This is a genomic window from Prevotella sp. P2-180 (genome assembly GCF_002251435.1).
Classification (GTDB): Bacteria; Bacteroidota; Bacteroidia; order Bacteroidales; family Bacteroidaceae; genus Prevotella.
In genome coordinates this window covers 20,005-39,242 of the sequence record NZ_NPJI01000028.1, presented here as the reverse complement: position 1 = coordinate 39,242, position 19,238 = coordinate 20,005, and the positions used below count along the sequence as shown (strand labels likewise).

The window sequence follows — 19,238 nt, the reverse complement described above, 5'->3', positions numbered from 1 at the left end:
ATTTATTTTTCAACAGTGGAAATATTTCTTATAAGAGCGTTACAGTTTGTGTTGGCCATCTCGATACTAATATTAATTCACGAGGGAGGCCATTTCATGTTTGCCAAGATGTTTGGCATACGAGTAGAGAAATTCTTTATCTTTTTTGACCCATGGTTCCATCTCTTTCAGTTCAAACCGAAGAAGAGCGACACTACATATGGTGTCGGATGGCTGCCCCTTGGCGGCTATTGCAAGATTGCGGGAATGATTGACGAAAGCTTCGACACCGAACAGATGAAGCAACCTGCACAGCCATGGGAGTTCCGTACCAAGCCCGCTTGGCAACGGCTTTTGGTCATGATAGGAGGAGTGCTTTTCAACTTCCTTCTCGCCCTGTTCATCTATGCCATGATCCTCTTCACATGGGGCGACATCTATATTCCCGTGAAGGACATGACCCACGGCATGCGCTTCAACACTGAGGCAAAGCAGCTCGGATTCAAGGACGGCGATATTCTTGTGGGCACCGACAACGGCGCGTTCAAGGACTTTAGCGCTGACCTCTACCGTCAGCTCTCCGAGGCTACCTATGCCGACATCGTTCGCGACGGCAAGCCCATGCGCATCCAGCTCCCGGGCGACATCAATCTCCTCGGAATGTTGAAGAACGACCCGCCTTTTGTGCGTCCGCTCATTCCTTGCAAGGTCGATTCCGTACTCCCCGCATCGCCAGCTTCTAAGGCAGGCATGACAAAGGGTGACCGCATCGTGGCATTTAACGGCAACGTCATCGGCTCGTTCAACGAGTTTACAGAGCAGATAGGACGTCTCAGCGACGTGATTGCCCTGGCGAAGTCACCTGCCGACAGCATGAAGGTACGCAAGGCGACCATTGTCGTCGAGCGTGAAACGACACTGTCTCGCGATACTCTTTCCATTGTACTTACTCCGGAGTTGACGGCAGGTTTCATGACCCCTTCGCTTGGCATGCTCTACAAACCAGTGACCGTCGAATACGGTTTCTTCGAAAGTCTTCCTGCAGGAGTGTCATACGGAATAGGAGTGTTGACCGGCTATGTCGACGACATGAAATACGTCTTCTCTGCAGAAGGGGCAAAGTCTCTTGGAGGCTTCGGTACCATAGGCAACCTGTTCCCCGCCGAGTGGGACTGGTACGTGTTCTGGAAGATGACCGCCTTCATCAGCATCATGCTTGCTTTCATGAATCTCCTTCCTATCCCAGCTCTTGACGGAGGCCACGTGTTGTTCCTCATCTATGAGATTATTACACGTCGCAAGCCAAGTGAGACGTTCATGATACGGGCCGAATACGTAGGCTTCGCCATCCTAATCGTCCTCATGCTTGTGGCTAATCTCAACGACGTCCTGCGTTGGTTAGGCTATATGTAAATTTATTATTCCGATTATGAAACCAACACGGCAGACCATTGAAACATCTCCAGCCCGTAAGGCCTTCATGCAACTCCATCTAAGCGTGTTGCTTGCAGGCTTTACAGGCCTTTTCGGTAAACTGATAACGCTTAACGAGGTAGATATCGTTTGGTATCGTATGTTTTTCACATCAATGATACTTGTTGTCTTCACCGGTCTGCCACGTGTCGGGTGGAAGAAGTTTCTGCAGATAGCAGGTTGTGGAGCTCTCTTGGGTCTTCACTGGATGCTGTTTTATTGTTCCATCAAGGCAAGCAACGTTTCCATTGGTGTTGTCTGCTTTGCTCTGGTAGGCTTTTTCACAGCACTTTTTGAACCTGTGATATTTCGTCGTAAGGTTTCTTGGGCCGAGCTTCTTCTTTCGCTTATCACCGTAGCAGGTCTTCTCTTTATCTTTTCCTTCGATGCCCGTTATCGTTATGGCATTACCATTGGAGTTGTTTCTTCGGCGGTGTGTGCCCTCTATGCCATTTTTAACAAGAAGGTAAGCGTAGGCGTTCGTTCCCGCACCATGCTGATGTATCAAATGAGTGGAGGCATAGTTGTCGTGAGCCTTATCATCCCTTTTTATCTAATGATATTTCCTGCCGGACAGGACGTGATGGTCGTTCCTACAGGTTCCAATCTCTGGTGGATGCTATGCCATGCGTTGTTCTGTACCATAGGCATGTATCTCCTTCAGATACAGGCATTGAAGCAGTTGTCAGCCTTTACTGTAAATCTCACATATAATCTTGAGCCTTGCTATACAATAATCCTTGCATTCCTGTTTTTCGGTGAGGCGCGTGAACTGAATCTCTCTTTTTATATAGGCATAGCCTTGGTTGTTGTTAGCGTCTTATTACAAACTTGGAGAGGAAGAAGATGACCCACATATTAGACAATGAATCATATTTGCCCCTTTTTCATTATTCTTCAACATTAATAGTGATAATCACCTCACTTTATTGTTGTATCGTACGTAATTTCCACTTGTGTCGTCCGTTTGACAAACAAGCCGACTATTTTTATCCGTCACGCAAGATAATCTGCTGGTACTTTTTGGTAATACTCTTCCTCGTGCCATATCTTTTCCATCTTGAAAGTCTCGACACTTGGCTTTTCTTCCGTTGCTTCTATATTCTCTATTTGCCCTCTTTTGGTTCGGTTGTATTGCGCAATTATTTTTTCATCAATGTGCGCCTTCGCATCATCCATTATACCTTATCGATAGGTCTACCCGTATTGTTGCTTTCCCCGCTTTGGATCATTGGTTGTGACGGAGGAGATGTTTTGCGGCCTTATTATGACATTGTTTCCTGTGTTGCGCTCATTCTCTCCATTGCAGTACTTGTCGACCTCGTTCTTGTAACTACCAAGCTGATGCACATCATTCAAGACTATATGTATGGTGAATATTCCAATGAGGAAGACTTCCCTGTCCGTTTTGCTAAATCCGTAGTCTTTATTCCATTGACCCTTTGGTTAGTGTCTGTTTTTGTGTTTTTGACAGATAGTCGTACAGTATACGCTTACTTCTCGTTATTCCTGTCTTTTGTAGGGATTACACTTCTCGTTTTCATCCTTCATCCCCATCGTTCTGCATGTACAAGCATCGAAAAAGACATGCAAAAGTCAGTAAGTAGTGATATCGCAATTGAAGAAATAGGATTATTTCCTTTGGAAAATGTTGAGATAACAGAAGAGTTGGCCAATCAGATAGAACAGCAGATACGTAGCGTGGTTGAAGGCCGACAATTGTACTTGGACCCTCGTTTCAAGCGCGATGACCTTGCAAAGATAGTAGGCACCAACCGTACTTATCTGTCAATAGTCTTTCGTCAGCGCTTCAATTCCTTCTACAACTACATTAATACCCTTCGTATAGAATATTCCATTCGCTTCCAGCAAGACCATCCCGAATGCAGTCGCCTTGAGATTGCCCATGCCAGTGGATTTGGTTCGTTGAGAAGTTATTTTCGTGTAAAAATGCTTTATGATGCCGGAAAACTGTAGTTTTTGTTTCTTACAAGTGTATAAAATGTATCATAAATTCATTTTTTGTCTAATTGTCACTCATTATTGTCTAATTGTCACTTGTCTTTGAAATATTATGTTTAATTTTGCATCGCAAGACAATTATTGTGTATAGCAACGACAATAATGGCCAAAACATAACTATGCTGAAATTTGGAGATTTAGGATTGGAGAGTAGGGATATACCCACCCTCCAATCATATCTCGCTCCTCTCCACCTCTTTTTTTTACATTGCAAATGCGTTGAATCCGCCGTCGACTACAGCAACTGTACCAGTCACAAACTTTGCAGCGTCAGACATGAGGTAGTGGATGGTGCCGCAGAGCTCCTCAGGTTCACCCATGCGTCCGAAAGGAGTCTGGCGTATCACGTCTTGACCACGTTGGGTAAACGAGCCGTCAGGGTTGGTGAGAAGAGAGCGATTCTGTTCGGTGATGAAGAAACCTGGTGCTATAGCGTTCACGCGAATGCCTTCACCAAATTTTTTAGCACACTCAGTTGCCATAAATGCCGTGAAGTTGCTTATGCCGGCTTTTGCAGCAGCATAACCGCATACTCGGGTCATCGGGCGGAAAGCCGCCATCGACGAGAAATTGATGATAGATCCCTTTCCTTGTTTAACCATCGGCTTGAGGAATACCTGTGTGGGTATCACGGTGCCTGTGAGGTTGAGGTTGAGAACAGTTTGGAATTGCGATGCCTCAAGGTCGAAGAAATTCTGGTCGGGAGCTATGGTCGCCCCCTTCATGTTGCCTCCAGCCGCATTGAGCAGAGTGTCAATTCTTCCATATTTCTCAACTATGTAGTCGCAGTTTTTCTGTACTACCTCCTGGTTCATCACGTCAGTCTTAAGGAATTCGCATTGTCCGCCAGCAGCCTCGATGTCAGCCACGACCTGCAGTCCTACCTCTTCCTTGCGTCCGAGAATGATTACTTTTGCACCATTTAGTGCCAGATACTTAGCTATTGCACGTCCGAGAACGCCGGTACCGCCAGTGATAACGGTTACATTGTCTTTAATATCAAATAAGTTTTTCATATTTTATATTCAATCAAAAAATCCAGGTTGTTTGTATTCTATTCCTAATTCACGGTCTACGGTAGCAAGTATGCCTTGAACCTGTCCGAGGGCAAACATTCGTCCGAGGAACGAATATCCGGCATTGTATCCCCTGTTGTCGTCGCCAAGCATGGTCATGCCATGGTCTACGCGCATTGGAAGGTTTGGATTTTCTTTTTCGAAGATGCGTGCCAGTTCGATGATGTCAGCACGACCGCCAAGGTGAGACGCCTCTGTGAAGTCTCCGTTGGGGAATATGTGGCATGAGCGAAGATGTACAAAATGCGTGCGGCTTGCATACTTGCGTGCCAGTTCGACCACCTCGTTTTGTATTCCGGCTGACAATGAACCGGCGCAGAATGTGAGTCCGTTATGAGGATTGTCCACTGCATTGAGAAACCATTCTATGTCCTCGTCAGAGTTTACGATGCGTGGCAGACCGAGCACAGGGATTGGAGGGTCGTCTGGGTGTACACATATGTTGATGCCAGTCTCCTCGCATACTGGCATGATGGCCTCGAGGAAATACTTCATGTTTTCGCGTAGTTTGTCCTTGTCGATGTCCTTGTAGAGGTCGAGGAACTGTCTGAACAGCTCTATTGGGTGCTCGTCGTCCTCATGGAAGTTTCCGCTCACGAAGCCTTGCGTCTTTATCACTATGTTTTCCACCAGTTTGTGGTCCTTTTCCGGTGTCATCTCCTTAGCCAGCTCATCAGCTTCTGCCAGTACGTTTCTTCCAGGGAAACGGTTGAAGGCAGCCCACTCTTCCCTTGCCCCTTCACGCTTTAGAATATAGATGTCGAAATAGGCAAATTCGGCATAAGAGAAATAGAGGTTTGACGAGCCGTTGGGATTTTCGTGCAAGAGGTCTGTTCGTGCCCAGTCGAGCACAGGCATGAAATTGTAGCAAATGCACTTCACCCCTTCAGCTGCAAGGTTTCTCATTGAAGTCTTATAAACCTCAATTTGTTGGTCACGGTCAGGTCCGCCATACTTTATGGTTTCCACCACAGGCAAGCTTTCCACAACCGACCATCTCATTCCGTAAGATTCAATGTACTCACGAAGGTCGCGTATTTTTTCGCGAGTCCATACTTCGCCGAGCGGTACGTCGTGTAATGCTGTTACGATTCCCTCGACGCCGATTTGTTTCAGCATGGCAAGAGTTATTTTGTCGTTCTTGCCAAACCATCTCCAAGTTCTTTCCATAATTTTTTATTTTGGTTCACATTTTTTGGTTGCAAAGATAATGTTTTTTTTGGGTTCCCCAAAGAAAAAAGACATAAACCACCGCGAAAACACAAATAAATCAGCCTCCGTAGTGGTAAAAGCACTTTTCTTAGAACACCACTATCATATTTCCCTTATATTCCACATTTATTATATTCATCATGTTCAGCCCTTCTACTACGCCATTTATGCCATCGGAACGGTTTGCCACGAAATGCACCTTCGTGTCGAGCTGTTCCTGGTGCTGGAATTCCACGTTGCAGTTGAACTCCTTGGCAATGTCGAGCAGGGCGTCTTTCAGTGTCACGTTGTCGAAATAAATGTATCCGTCGCGCCACGATGTGTATGGTGTCATGTCAACCTCCTTCACAGTCAGCTTTCCCTCGGTTGAGAACCCGAGCTGCTGTCCCGGTTTTATAATTCGCCTCTCGTTTCCGACAGCCACCCTCACGCTTCCCGAAACCAACGATACGTTGTCGTCGGGTGTGCCTTCAGCCACGATGTTGAACTCCGTGCCGAGCACCGTTGTCTGCAAAGTTGCAGTGCGCACAACGAAAGGCTTTTCAGGATTCTTTGTCACAACAAAATAAGCCTCTCCCTTCAGTTCCACCAATCGTAGCGAATCGCTGAACCTTGACGGGAACTTAAGGCTGCTGCCTGCATGCATATACACTTTCGACCCGTCGGGCAGGGCTATTGTAAGTTTTTCGCCCTGAGGCACATCAACAACCACACGCTCAGTTTCCTCAGGCAATACTTTCGCCACAAGCAGTTCTTCATTGTTGCTGGGTATAGCTTGCAGTTTCTTTCCCTTCTCTGTCCTCACCATTATGTTTGCCTTGGGCTTTGCGATGTTGAACACTATTGGTTGCTGCTCTTTCATCAGGGTTTCGTCGTCGGCAGTACCTTTCCAGAGCGCGAGAGTCAATATCAGGGCAAGACATGCAGCAGCGGCCATGGTGATGCGCCACAGCCTTGCCTTTGCCTTCTTCGCCTTCTGCTTCCTGTAGAACTGTTGCAGTCGCTGTTCCACGTCGTCGTTTCTGCCCTTCATATCAGCAGCCTGTGCGAGTGCCATAAGGTCTTTCAGATTCTCTATCGTGTCAATGTCTTTTATTTCGTTGTCCATAATAAGCTTGCATTTATATATACTATACAATTAATATGGTGTAAAGGCTACGTTTTTAGCATTTTTTGTCTAAAATCGGCAAGCATTTTCAGTGCTTTACCTATGTGTTTCTTTATCATACTGATGCTGACACCCATTTCCTCCGCCACTTCCTTATATTGTTTTCCGTCGATGTAGCATCTCACGAGAATAGTCCTTGTAGGTTCTTTCAGCGTATCCACCACTTTCATCGCCGCACTCAGTCGTTCCTCGTGTTCGCGCAGTGTGTCGTCGGTCACCGCTTCAGATGCCATGTGTTTGTAGTGGTCGATATATTGCCTGTGGTATTGCTGCTTCCGGAGCACGTTTATGGCGAGGTGGTTCACAGAACTGTAGAGATAGTTCTTCGCTGATGCGGGGTCGATTTTCCCAAGGTTTTTCCACACGCCCTCAAACGCCATCCCTACGATGTCGTGACACTCATCCTCGTTGGCAATCATTGTCCTGACGTAGCTGACGAGTTGTGGGTAAAGGCTTCTGAACGTGTGTTCAAACTCTTCTCTGTTCATCTAATTCAGTCTATTTGAGGTGCAAAATTACGCAATTATTACGAAAAAACAACCAAAATCTAATAATTTCTTCATTTTCCGTAGCCTTTTGTTATGGTTGATTGTAGAAAATAATAGAAAGAAACAACAAAACATAAGAAATATGAAAAGACATTTATCACTTCTGCTCTTGACATTCGTCGTGTGCCTTGGAGCAACGGCTCAGGTAAAGAAGACCAATCTGAAAGTGCTTTACGTTGGCGGACACTCCGACATCGAAACCTTTGGCGTAGCTGCTTACGACACCGCGGCAAACGAAAGAAGCATTGTCGAGCGTACCGCAGCATGGGAAAAATACCTCAACGAGTATTTCACCACAGTAAAAACAGTGAAGGGAAATGATTACAACTATAAGATGTCGTACGACTACGACGTCACCATCATCGACGGAACTCCAAAGCCTATTGAACCCCGTCGTAACATCACCATCAACGGCAATTTTACGAAAAACATCGATGCCCGCTACTTCCCCGACGATTTCGACCGTCCTGTCATCACCATTGCCGAAACAGGCGAGACGGTAGGCCGACGCATAGGAACAAAAAACGACTGGTACTGCCTCTGCCTCGATGCCCACGCCTACGGCATGAAGAAGGAGCACCCCATTTTCAAAGGTCCTTACAAGGTGAAGTTGACCATTACCGACCGCCCTACACCAGAGGGAGCGAAGGAGTATGCTCCGTTGATAGGGCAGACACTGCCTGAGACTACACCGATGTGGCGAGTGCAGAAGAAAGGTTACATGACAAACCGATACTACAAGGTGGGAATGGTGGTGCGTCCTTGGGGATATGAGGATTCACCGGAAGCCGAATGGATTTCGGGCGGCGAGAGCGCGAAAAGCTACGATGCCATGACCATAGGTCGCCACGCCAACTGGTTCCACTGGGGCTTTGCCGCCTCACCTGCCGACATGACCGACGAGGCGAAACCAGTGTTTGCTAATGCCGTGGTGTATATCAGCAAGTTTGCGGGCCAACATATCATCGCACGCAAGCTAAATGAAGGTATTTCAACCAGAACCCGCGCCACGGAAATGAAATATCGTGTAGGCAGGGATGTTTATAATGGCTTTGTGGATTCTATGGAGAAATACAATGCCCAAATGAAGAAAATGGCAGACTCCCTGAAGAACAAGGAGGCGGCAGGCGAGAAACTTACCGACCTTGACAGGCAATACCTCATGATGGCGGAACACCCGCAGCCAAATCCTACCTACGGGCAGTTCATACAGCAACAGGCAGGAGAATTGTTCGCACAGTTTGGCACCGACGTTGCCGCCTACGAGAAATATTTCAAAGAGAACACTCCTTATTTCTACGGTACCCTTGACGGTTACGACCTCATGCTCGACGAGGACGCAAAGAGCCTTGGCATAGCCAACAACGACAAGCGCTTCCTCGACCGTGCCATCAGTCTTTGGGAGAAAGGTGAGGACGTGGAAAAGGCCCGCCGACTGCTCCACCGCTACACCCTTCTGCGCTACGACAACCCGAAGGAATGGCGGGCATGGTACAAAAAATACGAGAAGCAACTCTTCTTCACCGAGAGCGGCGGATGGCTTTGGCTGGTTAACTCGCAAGACCCGACGACTCCCGGCAACGACTATTCGGTGTTGAAATACAACGAGGCTGACGTTGCCGCCATGACACAGGTGAAGGAAGCCACTTCCATCGACAATCCAGTGCAGCTTGCTGCTGCCATTGAGTCGGAAGGCGAAGAGAAAACCCTTGTCGTGAAGATGAAAATCCATCCCGGCTACCATATCTATGCCGTGGTTTCCGACAAAGACCCATATATTGAAAACACTTACGACATAAGCTTCGAGGGCAACGGAAAACTCAGTGGCGAACTGCAGAAGCCTGCCGGCCGACTGCTAAACTCCACAGGTACGGTTGTCTTTGAGGGCGAGCAAGTGTTCAGGCAGAAGTTCACAGCCAAGGACAACGGCACCGTCAGCTTCACCATCAATTTTCAGGCATGCGACAACCACTCCTGCCTGCAACCGATGTCGAAGACCGTGAAAACACAATATTAAAAACATAAAAACGAGATTTAAGTATGAGAGAGAAAAGAATCTTTGGAATGCTCATCGCGCTCCTCGTCTGCCTGACGACAATGGCACAGGGCATTTCCATGAAGTTCAAAAATGAAAGTTTGCCTTCAGTGTTTAAAAAACTTGAAAGGGCAACAAGTTACAAATTTGTGTTTGCCTATAGCGATGTAGATAGTTACACCGTTACGGGAGAGGTGACGGAATCTTCAATTTATGAAGTTATGTCTTACCTGCTTAAAGACAAACCTCTTGAATATTCCGTAAAGGGAAAAATAATCAACGTGAGCAAATCAAGCAGGAAAAGCTCTCAGGGTAAAAAAATTCGCGGTGTCGTATTGGACGCAGAAACAGGTGAGCCAATAATTGGCGCTACAGTGAGGGTTATTGGCGGCAATATGGGTGTTACAACCGACAACAACGGTCAATTCTTCCTCGATTGCAGCCCTAAAAACATTAAGATTAATGTTTCCTACGTTGGTATGGAATCACAGTCACTTGCAGCTTCAGAGTATATGAACATTAAGTTGAAAGGTTCTTTGAAGATACTTAACGATGTGGTTGTAGTAGGCTACGGTACGACAAAACGAAAGGATCTTACAGGTAGCGTTGCGGTGGTCAAGCCTGAAGAACTGATTAACGCCCCGGCTGTTACCATTGACGATGCCCTTGCTGGAAAGGCAGCCGGTGTTCAAGTAACAAAAGCCGATGGTAGCCCAGGTGGTGCAGTAAGGATAAGAGTTCGTGGAGGTTCTTCCTTGACGGGTGGTGTTGATCCTTTGTATATCATCGACGGTATTCCAACCCAGATAGAGAACAACTATATCTCAAGTACCGATATAAATGACCCTAACGAATGGGCAAACTATGGAGAACAGGACATGGGTGCGGTATCAGGTTCGTTTATGCGAGGACTTAATAGTCTTGCAGGTCTTAACATTAACGACATCGAGACAATCACCATCATGAAAGATGCCTCAGCAACTGCTATCTATGGTTCGAAGGCTGCCAACGGTGTGGTTATTATAACGACCAAACGCGGAAGACACGACCAAAAACCTGTGTTCAGTTTCAACTATTCGCTTGGTATTTCCTCACCTGTGAAGGAAAAGGTGCTCAACGGCGAGCAATATCTCTCGGCTCTTGAGTCATCAATAAAAACAGCCAATGCCAACCTACAGAAAAATATAGACTTGGGAGACTTGAGCCTAGCCTCAGCAGGCCGAAAGATTACATCCAACAACGAACTTCTTGAAAAAGTAAAGTCTGTTGGCAATGCCAATACTGATTGGCTTGATGAAGTCCTCAGAACAGGAACAACCCACAACATCGACTTCGCCGTATCAGGTGGCAGCCAGTCGTCAAGATACTACACTTCTTTTTCCTATAACCAGCAGACAGGAACGCTTATCGGTTCCGATTTTCGCCGATTGACTGGAAATATCAGTATGGATAATGACATCTCAAGCAAGTTCCGCACTTTTGTAAAGCTGAATCTTAGCTATTCAAAGAACAATATGTCTTCAGGAATATATTACCAAGCCCTTTCAGCTCCTCCAATCCTTCCGATTTATAATGCCGATGGATCTTATGCTGACTATTCTGCCATAGGTGGAGTGGGTTCTGCATATATGGGTTTCCAGAACCCTGTTGCAGTGTCTTCAAGCACCAATCTCGCCAAAACATATGGTTTCAAAGGCTCAATTGCCGGTGAGTACGACATTCTGAAAGAGCTGAAGTTCAAGACTACAATATCTGTAAATTATAATAACTATAATCAGCTCAACTACATACCAAGCTATGTGTTGACTTCCAGTTATTATGGAGCTGAAGACAATGGCGGTGGTATGGGCACACAAGCGCAGAGCACCTCAACGAACGTCTTTTGGGAAAACACACTTACCTACAATAAGCAGTTTAGCGATTTTCACTCACTAAATGCCGTAATAGGTCATTCATGGGAACAGGACAAGAACGACTATTTCTCAGCAACAGGAAAAGGCTATCCAGATGACAATTTCCTCAATAACCTTAGTTCTGCATCAATAGCAGCTTCTGTCTCCGGCTCAAATCCTCTGTCGAAATCGTCGTTGCTCTCCTTCTACGGCAGGTTCAACTATACTATTCTTGATCGCTATCTCTTTACCTTTACAGGACGTAGCGATACATCCTCAAAATTTGCAAAGGCGCATCGCACTGGTTTCTTCCCTTCTGGTGCGTTTGCCTGGAGATTGTCGGAAGAAAAATGGCTACGCGACGTTAAGTGGATTGACGAGATAAAACTTCGTGCCAGCATAGGAAAGACAGGAACGCAGAACATCTCCGACTGGATGTTCCTCACGCTTTACTCACCAGACGCTTACGGGAATAACAGTGCGTTATATCCTTCCCAACTTGGCAATGACGACATCCGTTGGGAAAGTACCACACAGAAGGATTTAGGTCTTGATTACTCTTTCTTCAACGGAAGACTTAGCGGAACAATTGCCTACTATCATAAGAATACCGATGGTGCTTTGCTTGCTATCACTCCAGCTCCAAGTAGTGGTTTCTCGTCCGTGATTTCAAACATCGCCAATGTACGCAACACTGGTTTTGAATTTGAAATAAATGCCGATTTCATCAGAAACAAGACTTGGAAATGGAGTGGAGCCTTGAATATCTCACACAACGAGTCGAAAGTACTGAAGATTCTCGATGAGCAGTTCTCTTCAGCTACCGATCGAAAAGCATTAAATCTTGGAACAAGCCTGATTCGCGAGGGTGAGTCGCTTGGTCTTCTATGTGGTCGTGTTGTCGAAGGATTAATCCAAAATGAGACAGAACTGGCTGAATATAAGAGCAAGTTCGCATATTGGAAATATTTCCAGCAAGACCTTGGCATAGGTTCTGTGAAATTTGCCTTGGATGAAACAGGTTACTATTATGAGGACGTGATAGGCAATTGTACTCCTGATTTCTATGGTGGCTATACCAATACGCTCAGTTATAAGAACTGGTCGCTATTGGCTTGTTTCACATTCTCCGTAGGAAACGACTTGATTTACCAGAAAGACGTTAACGATATGTGTTTCAGCTCTCTAAGCAACCGCGGAGTTAGGGTTCTTGAGGCAAGCAGTGTCGACAATTTCACAGGTAAACCATTAAGTACCTACAGTTCAACAATGTTCCTCACCAACCTTAACGTCTATGACGCGTCGTACTTGAAGCTTCAGACATTGTCGTTGGCATACACATTCAACCGCTCGCAGCTTAAGCCTCTTGGACTCAATAACCTGCAACTTTATGCAACGGCAAGTAACCTGTTCACCATCACGGGCTATCCCGGTCCTGACCCTGCTGTATCAGACAATCCATACACCATTAGCGGCGGTGGACGTGATATCTCGTCCTATCCAACTGTAAAGAGTTTCACCTTTGGAGTTCGCCTCGGATTCTAACATTAACATAATAATTTTTATAAAGATGAAAGAAACAATTAAAAACATATTGGCGGGAAGCCTTGCGGTTGTGCTTTGCTCTACTGCCGTTTCCTGTAGCGATGAACTGAACGCATTGCCATCACAGTCGAAGGTGGATGGAAACCTTGTCGTTGACCAAAAGAGTGCCATTGCCGCATTAAATGGTATTTACTACACATACGCTATGTGTAAAACAGACTATTATGGCGTGAAATCTACAGGGTGTAGCGAGTTTTACGAGACCCTTCCAGCCGACTTGGCAGGAATGGCTATCTATTATCAAGGTGCTTATATGTTTGAAAATCATGATGCAGCTTCATTGGAGAGATACGGATCATATTATTGGAACAGCTTTTACAGCACCGTAAACGCTTCAAATGCAGTTATCGAACAGGTTGGCAATGCAAGCGACAGCTATTTTCAAGGCAATAGGAAAAAGGAAATTCTCGGTGAGGCATGTTGTATGAGGGCTTTGGCCTATTACAACATATTAAGATATATGTGTTATTCTTGGGATATAAGCAGCCCATACGGCGCTGTGCTGCGTCTTGAGAAAAGCACAGCTTCAAATCTTAACGTTAAGCGAAGCAGCGTGAAGGATACTTATGACCAAATCATTTCCGACCTCGACTTCGCCATAGCTAATGCTCCTGCTATTAACGACAATCATTATGCCTCACAGTGGTTTGCCAAGGGACTGAAAGCAAGAGTGTTGATGATGCGTGGACAATCCGGCGACTTCAACGAGGCAGCTAATCTCTGTACGGACATCATTACGAATAGTCCCTATCAGCTTGAGGACAACTATGAGGACATATTCCACCAGAAAGGACTGTTGAGTAAAGAGGTGATTTTCGGTATTATGCCCAAAGAGAACCAGTGTGATGTCTATGAGGCTTATTACTATCGTGGCTCAGCACAGTATTTCCCAACCGAAAATATGCTTGCACTCTATGAGGGCGATCCAAGAAAAGACAGGATGTTCAGTGGAAAGGAAACACAAATGATAGGTTATAATCCTGATGGAACATATTACATCTACACTGCAATAATGTATGCCATCTGCAAACATCTCAACCCTGATATTATGGCTTTTAACGACATAGAAGAAACACAGTATCAGATGCGACTTTCTGAAATATATCTCATTAAGGCAGAGGCTCTTGCACGAACAGGAAAAATTGCCGAGGCAGGACAATTGCTAAAGACTATTTTGTCAAAGTCCGGAATACAGAATTACGATGCTGTTGATTCTGCCACTACCTCTGAGGCTATGCTTGAGCAGATATTCCGTGAAGATGTCAGAAATCTCTCGTATGAGTGTGGTCTTGAGCACGACATCATGCTACGATTCCCTGAAAGTATAACACTGAAGTTTAATCCTGTATATAAGGAACGTCAATACAACGTGTTTGCAATACCAAAAGACGAATTCAAGTATAACAGCGCATTAACAGATAGTGACCAAAATCCAGGTTATAGTGCAAATTAAACAATAAATCAATATTATGAAACCAAGAATTTTGACGATGCTCATTGCATCAGCCGTTGCCCTCACCATAGGCGCACAGGGCAACTATACCGTTAGCGGAAAGATTGAAAACGCTGAGGGTAAGAAGGCTTATCTTATTGCTGGAAACAGGGGCACGACGATTAATGACAGTATCACGGTGACCAACGGACAGTTTACGTTCAAGGGAACACTTGACCGCCCCTTCGTGGCTGCACGCCTAATTGTTGGACCGTTGACTTATGACAACAAGTGCATGTGGGAAATGGCTCTTGAGCCAACAGCCCTCAACGTCGTTGCCGACTGCAACAATCCGGAGGCTTGCTCCATTTCAGGAGGAAAGCTACAGGAAGAACTGGACGCAATCAATAGCGAGATGGAGGTGTTCCTAAAGCCATTGCGCAAACTGAACGAAGAGGTTCGCCAAACTGCCAATCGCGACTCTCTTATAAACCTTATGGATCCCTACCAAAAGCAATATGCTGAATACTGTAGCAATTTCTATCGTAAGCACACCGACTCCTATTTCGCCACAAGGTTTCTCTATATGGACATGAGCCGAATGCCGTACGACGACCTCAAGGCGGCATGGGGTGCTCTCGACCCGCAGGTGCAGAAATATGGCGACTCCGCCGACGACATAAGAAAAGAACTTGAAGTACTGGCTAAGGTACGCCCCGGCAGTCCGGCTCCCGATTTCACCGCCACCGACATCAATGGCAAACCGTTCACTCTCTCTTCGCTTCGTGGGAAGGTGGTGATACTCGATTTTTGGGCAAGCTGGTGCGGACCTTGCCGAAAGAGCAACCCGCATATGCGTGAGCTTTACGACAAATACCATAGTCGTGGTCTCGACCTCGTTTATGTGTCCGACGACGACAGCAAGCCTGAGGCATGGCACAAGGCTGTGGAGCAGGACAAACTCGTGGGCGAGGGCTACCACCACGTGCTCCGTGGCTTTAAGTGGGACCGCTCAAAAGGTATGGAGGGCATGGACCACACTAACGACATCTCCGACAAGTATGCCATCCACTACCTGCCCACGAAATATCTCATCGACAAGAAGGGAAACATCGTGTGCAAGATTGACGAGAACGAGGATGCCGTGCTTGACTCCCGCTTGGAGACACTGCTTAACGAGTAGATAACGGTGCTACCTACATCATAAGATAAACAAAAGGGTGCGACTACACTTTGTGTGGCCGCACCCTTTTTTTAAAAACATCTGTCACCATAGCGTAAGGCCAATAGGCTGATAACCAAATATTAACTATCCGCAAGCAAAGACGGATTACTTCAACCGTTCTATCTTACAAGTATGCTGTTTCGACTCCTTGTCGTAGTTTATCCCCACAAGCAATATCTCGCCAGTGTATTCGGCCAATTTCGCGGGATATTCCTTACGCTTTATCTGGTCGATGGCGGTATCGGAAGAGTGGTTGAACTTCAACTCGATGACAATGGCGGGCTTTGAGACATTGCGGCGAGGTATCATCACAAGGTCGGCATAGCCCTTGCCTGTGGCATACTCACGATGGATGACATACTCGTTCTTTGCCCAGATATATGCTACGGACAATACACAGGCAAGCGAGTTCTCGTCGTTGTAGGCGAGGATGCTCGTGTGTTCGTCATGGGCAAGGTCTATGGCTTGAGCCACGGCTTGCTCGTTGCCCGATATGGTAGCAGAGAGAAGGTTCTTGGAATTCTGTATCGTCTTTATCAAAGGCTCCCATGATGTGCCCTTGATGGCATTATTCATCTCGTCGGCCACCTCCTTGTTAGGGATATAACACTCCAGGTTGTCATGGTCGTATGCCAAATAGCCGAGATGTATCAATACAGTGAGAACATCATTCTTGCTCCTGACAATATGCATGTCATTCAAGAACTCTGTGGTGTCAACACCTACGTGCTCTCCAGCCAACATACGGATAACATCGTCCTTCAGACCTTCAAAATTCATCTGTATATAAGTAATGACAGAGTCGTAGGCTCCTGTTGTTGTCCAGTAGCTTCGATAACTGTTATCCTCTATTGCCCTCATTACAGAATACGGATTGTAGATATGGGATTCATCTCCTATGCGATAGCCGTCATACCAGCGTTCCATCTCTCTGATATCCATACTATATTGCCTGCACAGATTCTCAACCTCTGTATGTGTAAAACCAAGAGATGTGGCTATCCTGCCAGGATAAATCATCGAGTATTCGCGGAAATTGTTCAACGCCGACTCGGTATTGTATTTCTTTATTGGCAGTATGCCTGTCAGATATGCTCCGGCAAAGACGTCATTTGACCCCGAACCCTTGAAGAGGCGGCGAAGCAGGTCAACGTATGATGTCGTGATGTATTCATCAGTTCCCATCTCGCGCAGTATGGCATCCCACTCGTCTATAATCATCACAAAGCGGTCGCCTGTGCTCTCGTTTATGTTATAGAGGACGTCCATAAGGTCATCCCTCTCTTTTATTTTGGTATCAGGGAAAACTTCCACTATATCATCCATAATTTCATGCTGGATTAGACTCACTATTTCCCGTTCCCCACGGTATTTTGTTGTAAAGTCGGTCATGTCAATGCTAATGACAAGGTATTTGTTAAGACACTTCTCAAACGACTTGTGCTTTTCAGCTTCCAATCCACGGAACAGCTCCCGCGAGTCGCACGACTTGTCGTAATATGCGCATAACATCTTTGCCGCCATCGACTTGCCGAAACGTCGGCAACGGCTGACGCAGCTATAGCGGCGCTCGGTGTTGAGCGTCGAATTAATGAATGGTATCAGTGATGTCTTGTCAACATAATCACTGTTAACAATATCACGAAACGCATTATTACCTTTATTTATATATCTGCCCATATTCTACAAGTCATCACAGGAGAGATAAGCCTGCAACTGATTGCAAAGATACAATTCTTTTGCAGAATATCCAAACATTATACGCTCATATTTGCATAAGTGCAACTTTTTTAACAGATTTACTTTGCACTTTTTAACTAAACTCCATCATCGTCTCTTGCATAGTCTGCAACATAGTCTGTAGATTTCCGTTGTTTCGGCAAACCTTGGCGAAGGCGGTGTTGAGGTCGGTGTCGTCGTCCATTGTCACCGGTGCAGGGTGTAGCAGAGTCTGCATGGAGTCGAGCAGCAGTCTGAATATGTATATCTGGTTTGTGCCCGAAGGCGTCATCGTCTTTGCCGCCTTTCGTCCGGCGAAGAAAGCCCTTACCACCACTTGTGTCAGTGCCTTCACCTCCCGCACCTTGTCTTCTGTGCAGTCGTTAAGATACCCGTCTGGAAAACCGGCATAGAAGTCGTCGAGCGACATTACCTTGCCTCCGAGCAGCGACGCGAAGTTCCGTCGGTATTCTGTCACCATGTCCTCATGAGCTTCCTCTGTTCGGCATACATGGCGGAAGAGGTCAACGGGCGAGTTGAGGGTAGGGGCCACCTCGGGCGATTTCAGTATAGCCACGAGTTCCTCAGCCGTGTCGTAGTGAATGAGTGCGAGAGGGTTGAAAAGTATGTCGAAGAAGTGTTTAGATATTTCCTCATAGTGTTCCAGCATAATCTGTTTCACCCTTTGTGGTGTCAATTCCACTGTCCCCGTCTCCTTTTCTGCGTCAGCCGACAGTATTCCTTCTGCAAACGAGGCGAAGAACGCCCTTATCAGTGCAGGTTGTGCGTTTGTAATGCTCATAGTATATTTATTATTTTGTTATTTTGATATAGGGTCATAGGGACAGGTCGACCCATAAAAAGGTGAGGAACTACAAGTCCCTCACTTCATCTATTGTCAAACCTGTTATGTCGGCTATCATTTCCAATGCCAAGCCATAGGACTTCATCTTGCGGGCATTTGCAATTTTCTCGTCCTTTCGTCCTTCCGCACGTCCTTCCGCACGTCCTTCCGCACGTCCTTCCGCACGTCCTTCCGCACGTCCTTCCGCACGTCCTTCCGCACGTCCTTCCATTCTTGCACCCTCAAACACACTGATGGTGTCGCGGTATTTCTTCAGTGCCTCGTCGTATTGCAGGCGCTCGGCACGGGTCATAGCGCTTACATCGGCTATGCTCTCGAGCTTCTTGAAAACGGCACTCTGAGCCGCCCAGGGCAATCTGTTTAATGTTTCCATATTCTTTAACAAATAAATCCAACGTTCTACTTGATTCTCACATTCATCAGCCTCCTTCTTGAACAAAGGGAGCTGGAGGTATATCATACGCAACTTATCGGAGAACTGCTCCTTTGTATCCTTCTCGGCAAGAACGACATCAGTGCGGAACTGTTTCTTGAAATCCAGGGGGCTGAAATTAAGGAAAGCTACAAGATAAACAGAGTCTATCTCATAGTTCCATGACGAACCCCGCTCGCCCTGGCGGGCTATCGACTCCGACACGTAGTATATGCTCCTGTTCTTGAAGAATGGCTGCGACTTGTTTTGCATCTCAACTATTATCTTCTCTCCCTCGTCGGTCTCGCAATAAATGTCGTAAATCAGCGACCTGTCTTCCTCAAACAGTGCAGGCTGCTCCTTGTCGAGGAATGTAAGGTTTACGATGCGCTTCTCTCCCTCAAACAGGCTGTTGAGGAAGTCGAGCAGCAGCGGTTTCGACAGCTCTTGTCCGAAGATTCTCTTGAAACCAACGTCGGTGAAAGGATTAATATATTTTGCCATATCTCGCTTTTTGATGGCAAAGATAATCCTTTTTGTTGAAACTGCAATATAAAGGATGGAAATGTTACAAA

At 46.2% G+C, this 19,238-nt stretch carries 13 protein-coding genes and 2 pseudogenes; 8 read left to right on the top strand and 7 right to left on the bottom strand.

Annotation, left to right across the window (positions count from 1 at the left end; genetic code table 11):
* Window positions 1-15: 15 nt before the first annotated feature.
* The 3 genes from rseP to CIK98_RS17580 are packed head-to-tail and all read left to right on the top strand — an operon-like array spanning window position 16 to window position 3,429.
* Window positions 16-1,392 (top strand): RIP metalloprotease RseP, encoded by a 1,377-nt coding sequence (rseP, locus tag CIK98_RS04090; protein ID WP_094383011.1) that lies wholly within the window; start codon window positions 16-18, stop codon window positions 1,390-1,392.
* A 16-nt stretch (window positions 1,393-1,408) separates the two neighbouring features.
* Window positions 1,409-2,302, top strand: coding sequence for a DMT family transporter (locus CIK98_RS04085; RefSeq protein WP_094383010.1), 894 nt, complete (start codon window positions 1,409-1,411; stop codon window positions 2,300-2,302).
* Window positions 2,299-3,429 carry a helix-turn-helix domain-containing protein gene (locus tag CIK98_RS17580; RefSeq protein WP_141210403.1) on the top strand — a complete coding sequence of 377 codons (1,131 nt, stop codon included), beginning with the start codon at window positions 2,299-2,301 and terminating at the stop codon, window positions 3,427-3,429. Before CIK98_RS04085 ends, CIK98_RS17580 begins: the two co-directional genes overlap by 4 nt.
* 248 nt (window positions 3,430-3,677) lie before the next feature.
* Here the strand turns inward: CIK98_RS17580 and CIK98_RS04070 are convergent, their stop codons facing one another.
* The 4 genes from CIK98_RS04070 to CIK98_RS04055 all read right to left on the bottom strand — a co-directional run bounded on the left by CIK98_RS04070 (window position 3,678) and on the right by CIK98_RS04055 (window position 7,418).
* Window positions 3,678-4,490: an SDR family oxidoreductase gene (locus CIK98_RS04070; protein ID WP_094383007.1), complete on the bottom strand. Its 813-nt coding sequence runs from the start codon at window positions 4,488-4,490 to the stop codon at window positions 3,678-3,680.
* 9 nt (window positions 4,491-4,499) lie between these two features.
* Window positions 4,500-5,720, bottom strand: a complete 1,221-nt coding sequence (gene uxuA / locus CIK98_RS04065; protein WP_094383006.1) for a mannonate dehydratase — start codon at window positions 5,718-5,720, stop codon at window positions 4,500-4,502.
* A gap of 130 nt (window positions 5,721-5,850) precedes the next feature.
* Window positions 5,851-6,870 carry a FecR family protein gene (locus CIK98_RS04060; protein WP_094383005.1) on the bottom strand — a complete coding sequence of 340 codons (1,020 nt, stop codon included), beginning with the start codon at window positions 6,868-6,870 and terminating at the stop codon, window positions 5,851-5,853.
* Between the two features lie 47 nt (window positions 6,871-6,917).
* Window positions 6,918-7,418 carry an RNA polymerase sigma factor gene (locus CIK98_RS04055; protein ID WP_094383004.1) on the bottom strand — a complete coding sequence of 167 codons (501 nt, stop codon included), beginning with the start codon at window positions 7,416-7,418 and terminating at the stop codon, window positions 6,918-6,920.
* Window positions 7,419-7,560: 142 nt separating this feature from the next.
* Between CIK98_RS04055 and CIK98_RS04050 the strand changes: the two genes are divergently transcribed.
* From CIK98_RS04050 to CIK98_RS04035, 4 genes are read left to right on the top strand one after another with little or no spacing between them, the layout of a single operon-like run.
* Window positions 7,561-9,495, top strand: a complete 1,935-nt coding sequence (locus CIK98_RS04050; RefSeq protein ID WP_141210402.1) for a protein-disulfide reductase DsbD N-terminal domain-containing protein — start codon at window positions 7,561-7,563, stop codon at window positions 9,493-9,495.
* A 23-nt stretch (window positions 9,496-9,518) separates the two neighbouring features.
* On the top strand, window positions 9,519-12,950 hold the full coding sequence (locus CIK98_RS04045; RefSeq protein WP_094383002.1) for a SusC/RagA family TonB-linked outer membrane protein: 3,432 nt from the start codon (window positions 9,519-9,521) through the stop codon (window positions 12,948-12,950).
* 25 nt (window positions 12,951-12,975) lie between these two features.
* The gene (locus CIK98_RS04040; RefSeq protein ID WP_094383001.1) at window positions 12,976-14,463 is read left to right on the top strand and encodes a RagB/SusD family nutrient uptake outer membrane protein; all 1,488 of its coding nucleotides are present in this window, start codon (window positions 12,976-12,978) and stop codon (window positions 14,461-14,463) included.
* Window positions 14,464-14,479: 16 nt separating this feature from the next.
* Window positions 14,480-15,625 carry a TlpA disulfide reductase family protein gene (locus tag CIK98_RS04035; RefSeq protein ID WP_094383000.1) on the top strand — a complete coding sequence of 382 codons (1,146 nt, stop codon included), beginning with the start codon at window positions 14,480-14,482 and terminating at the stop codon, window positions 15,623-15,625.
* 147 nt (window positions 15,626-15,772) lie between these two features.
* Here CIK98_RS04035 and CIK98_RS04030 read toward each other — a convergent pair whose 3' ends face one another.
* Together CIK98_RS04030 and CIK98_RS04025 are read right to left on the bottom strand one after the other, a co-directional pair.
* Complete coding sequence (locus CIK98_RS04030) at window positions 15,773-17,347, bottom strand: AAA family ATPase (RefSeq protein ID WP_094382999.1); 1,575 nt, start codon at window positions 17,345-17,347, stop codon at window positions 15,773-15,775.
* A 133-nt stretch (window positions 17,348-17,480) separates the two neighbouring features.
* Window positions 17,481-18,188 carry a hypothetical protein gene (locus CIK98_RS04025; RefSeq protein WP_094382998.1) on the bottom strand — a complete coding sequence of 236 codons (708 nt, stop codon included), beginning with the start codon at window positions 18,186-18,188 and terminating at the stop codon, window positions 17,481-17,483.
* Between the two features lie 149 nt (window positions 18,189-18,337).
* Here CIK98_RS04025 and CIK98_RS19040 point away from each other — a divergent pair.
* Window positions 18,338-18,418, top strand: a pseudogene (locus tag CIK98_RS19040) (hypothetical protein); the annotation flags it as partial.
* A 14-nt stretch (window positions 18,419-18,432) separates the two neighbouring features.
* Here the strand turns inward: CIK98_RS19040 and CIK98_RS04020 are convergent.
* A pseudogene (locus CIK98_RS04020) lies at window positions 18,433-19,167 on the bottom strand (Rpn family recombination-promoting nuclease/putative transposase); the annotation flags it as partial.
* Window positions 19,168-19,238 lie beyond the last annotated feature (71 nt).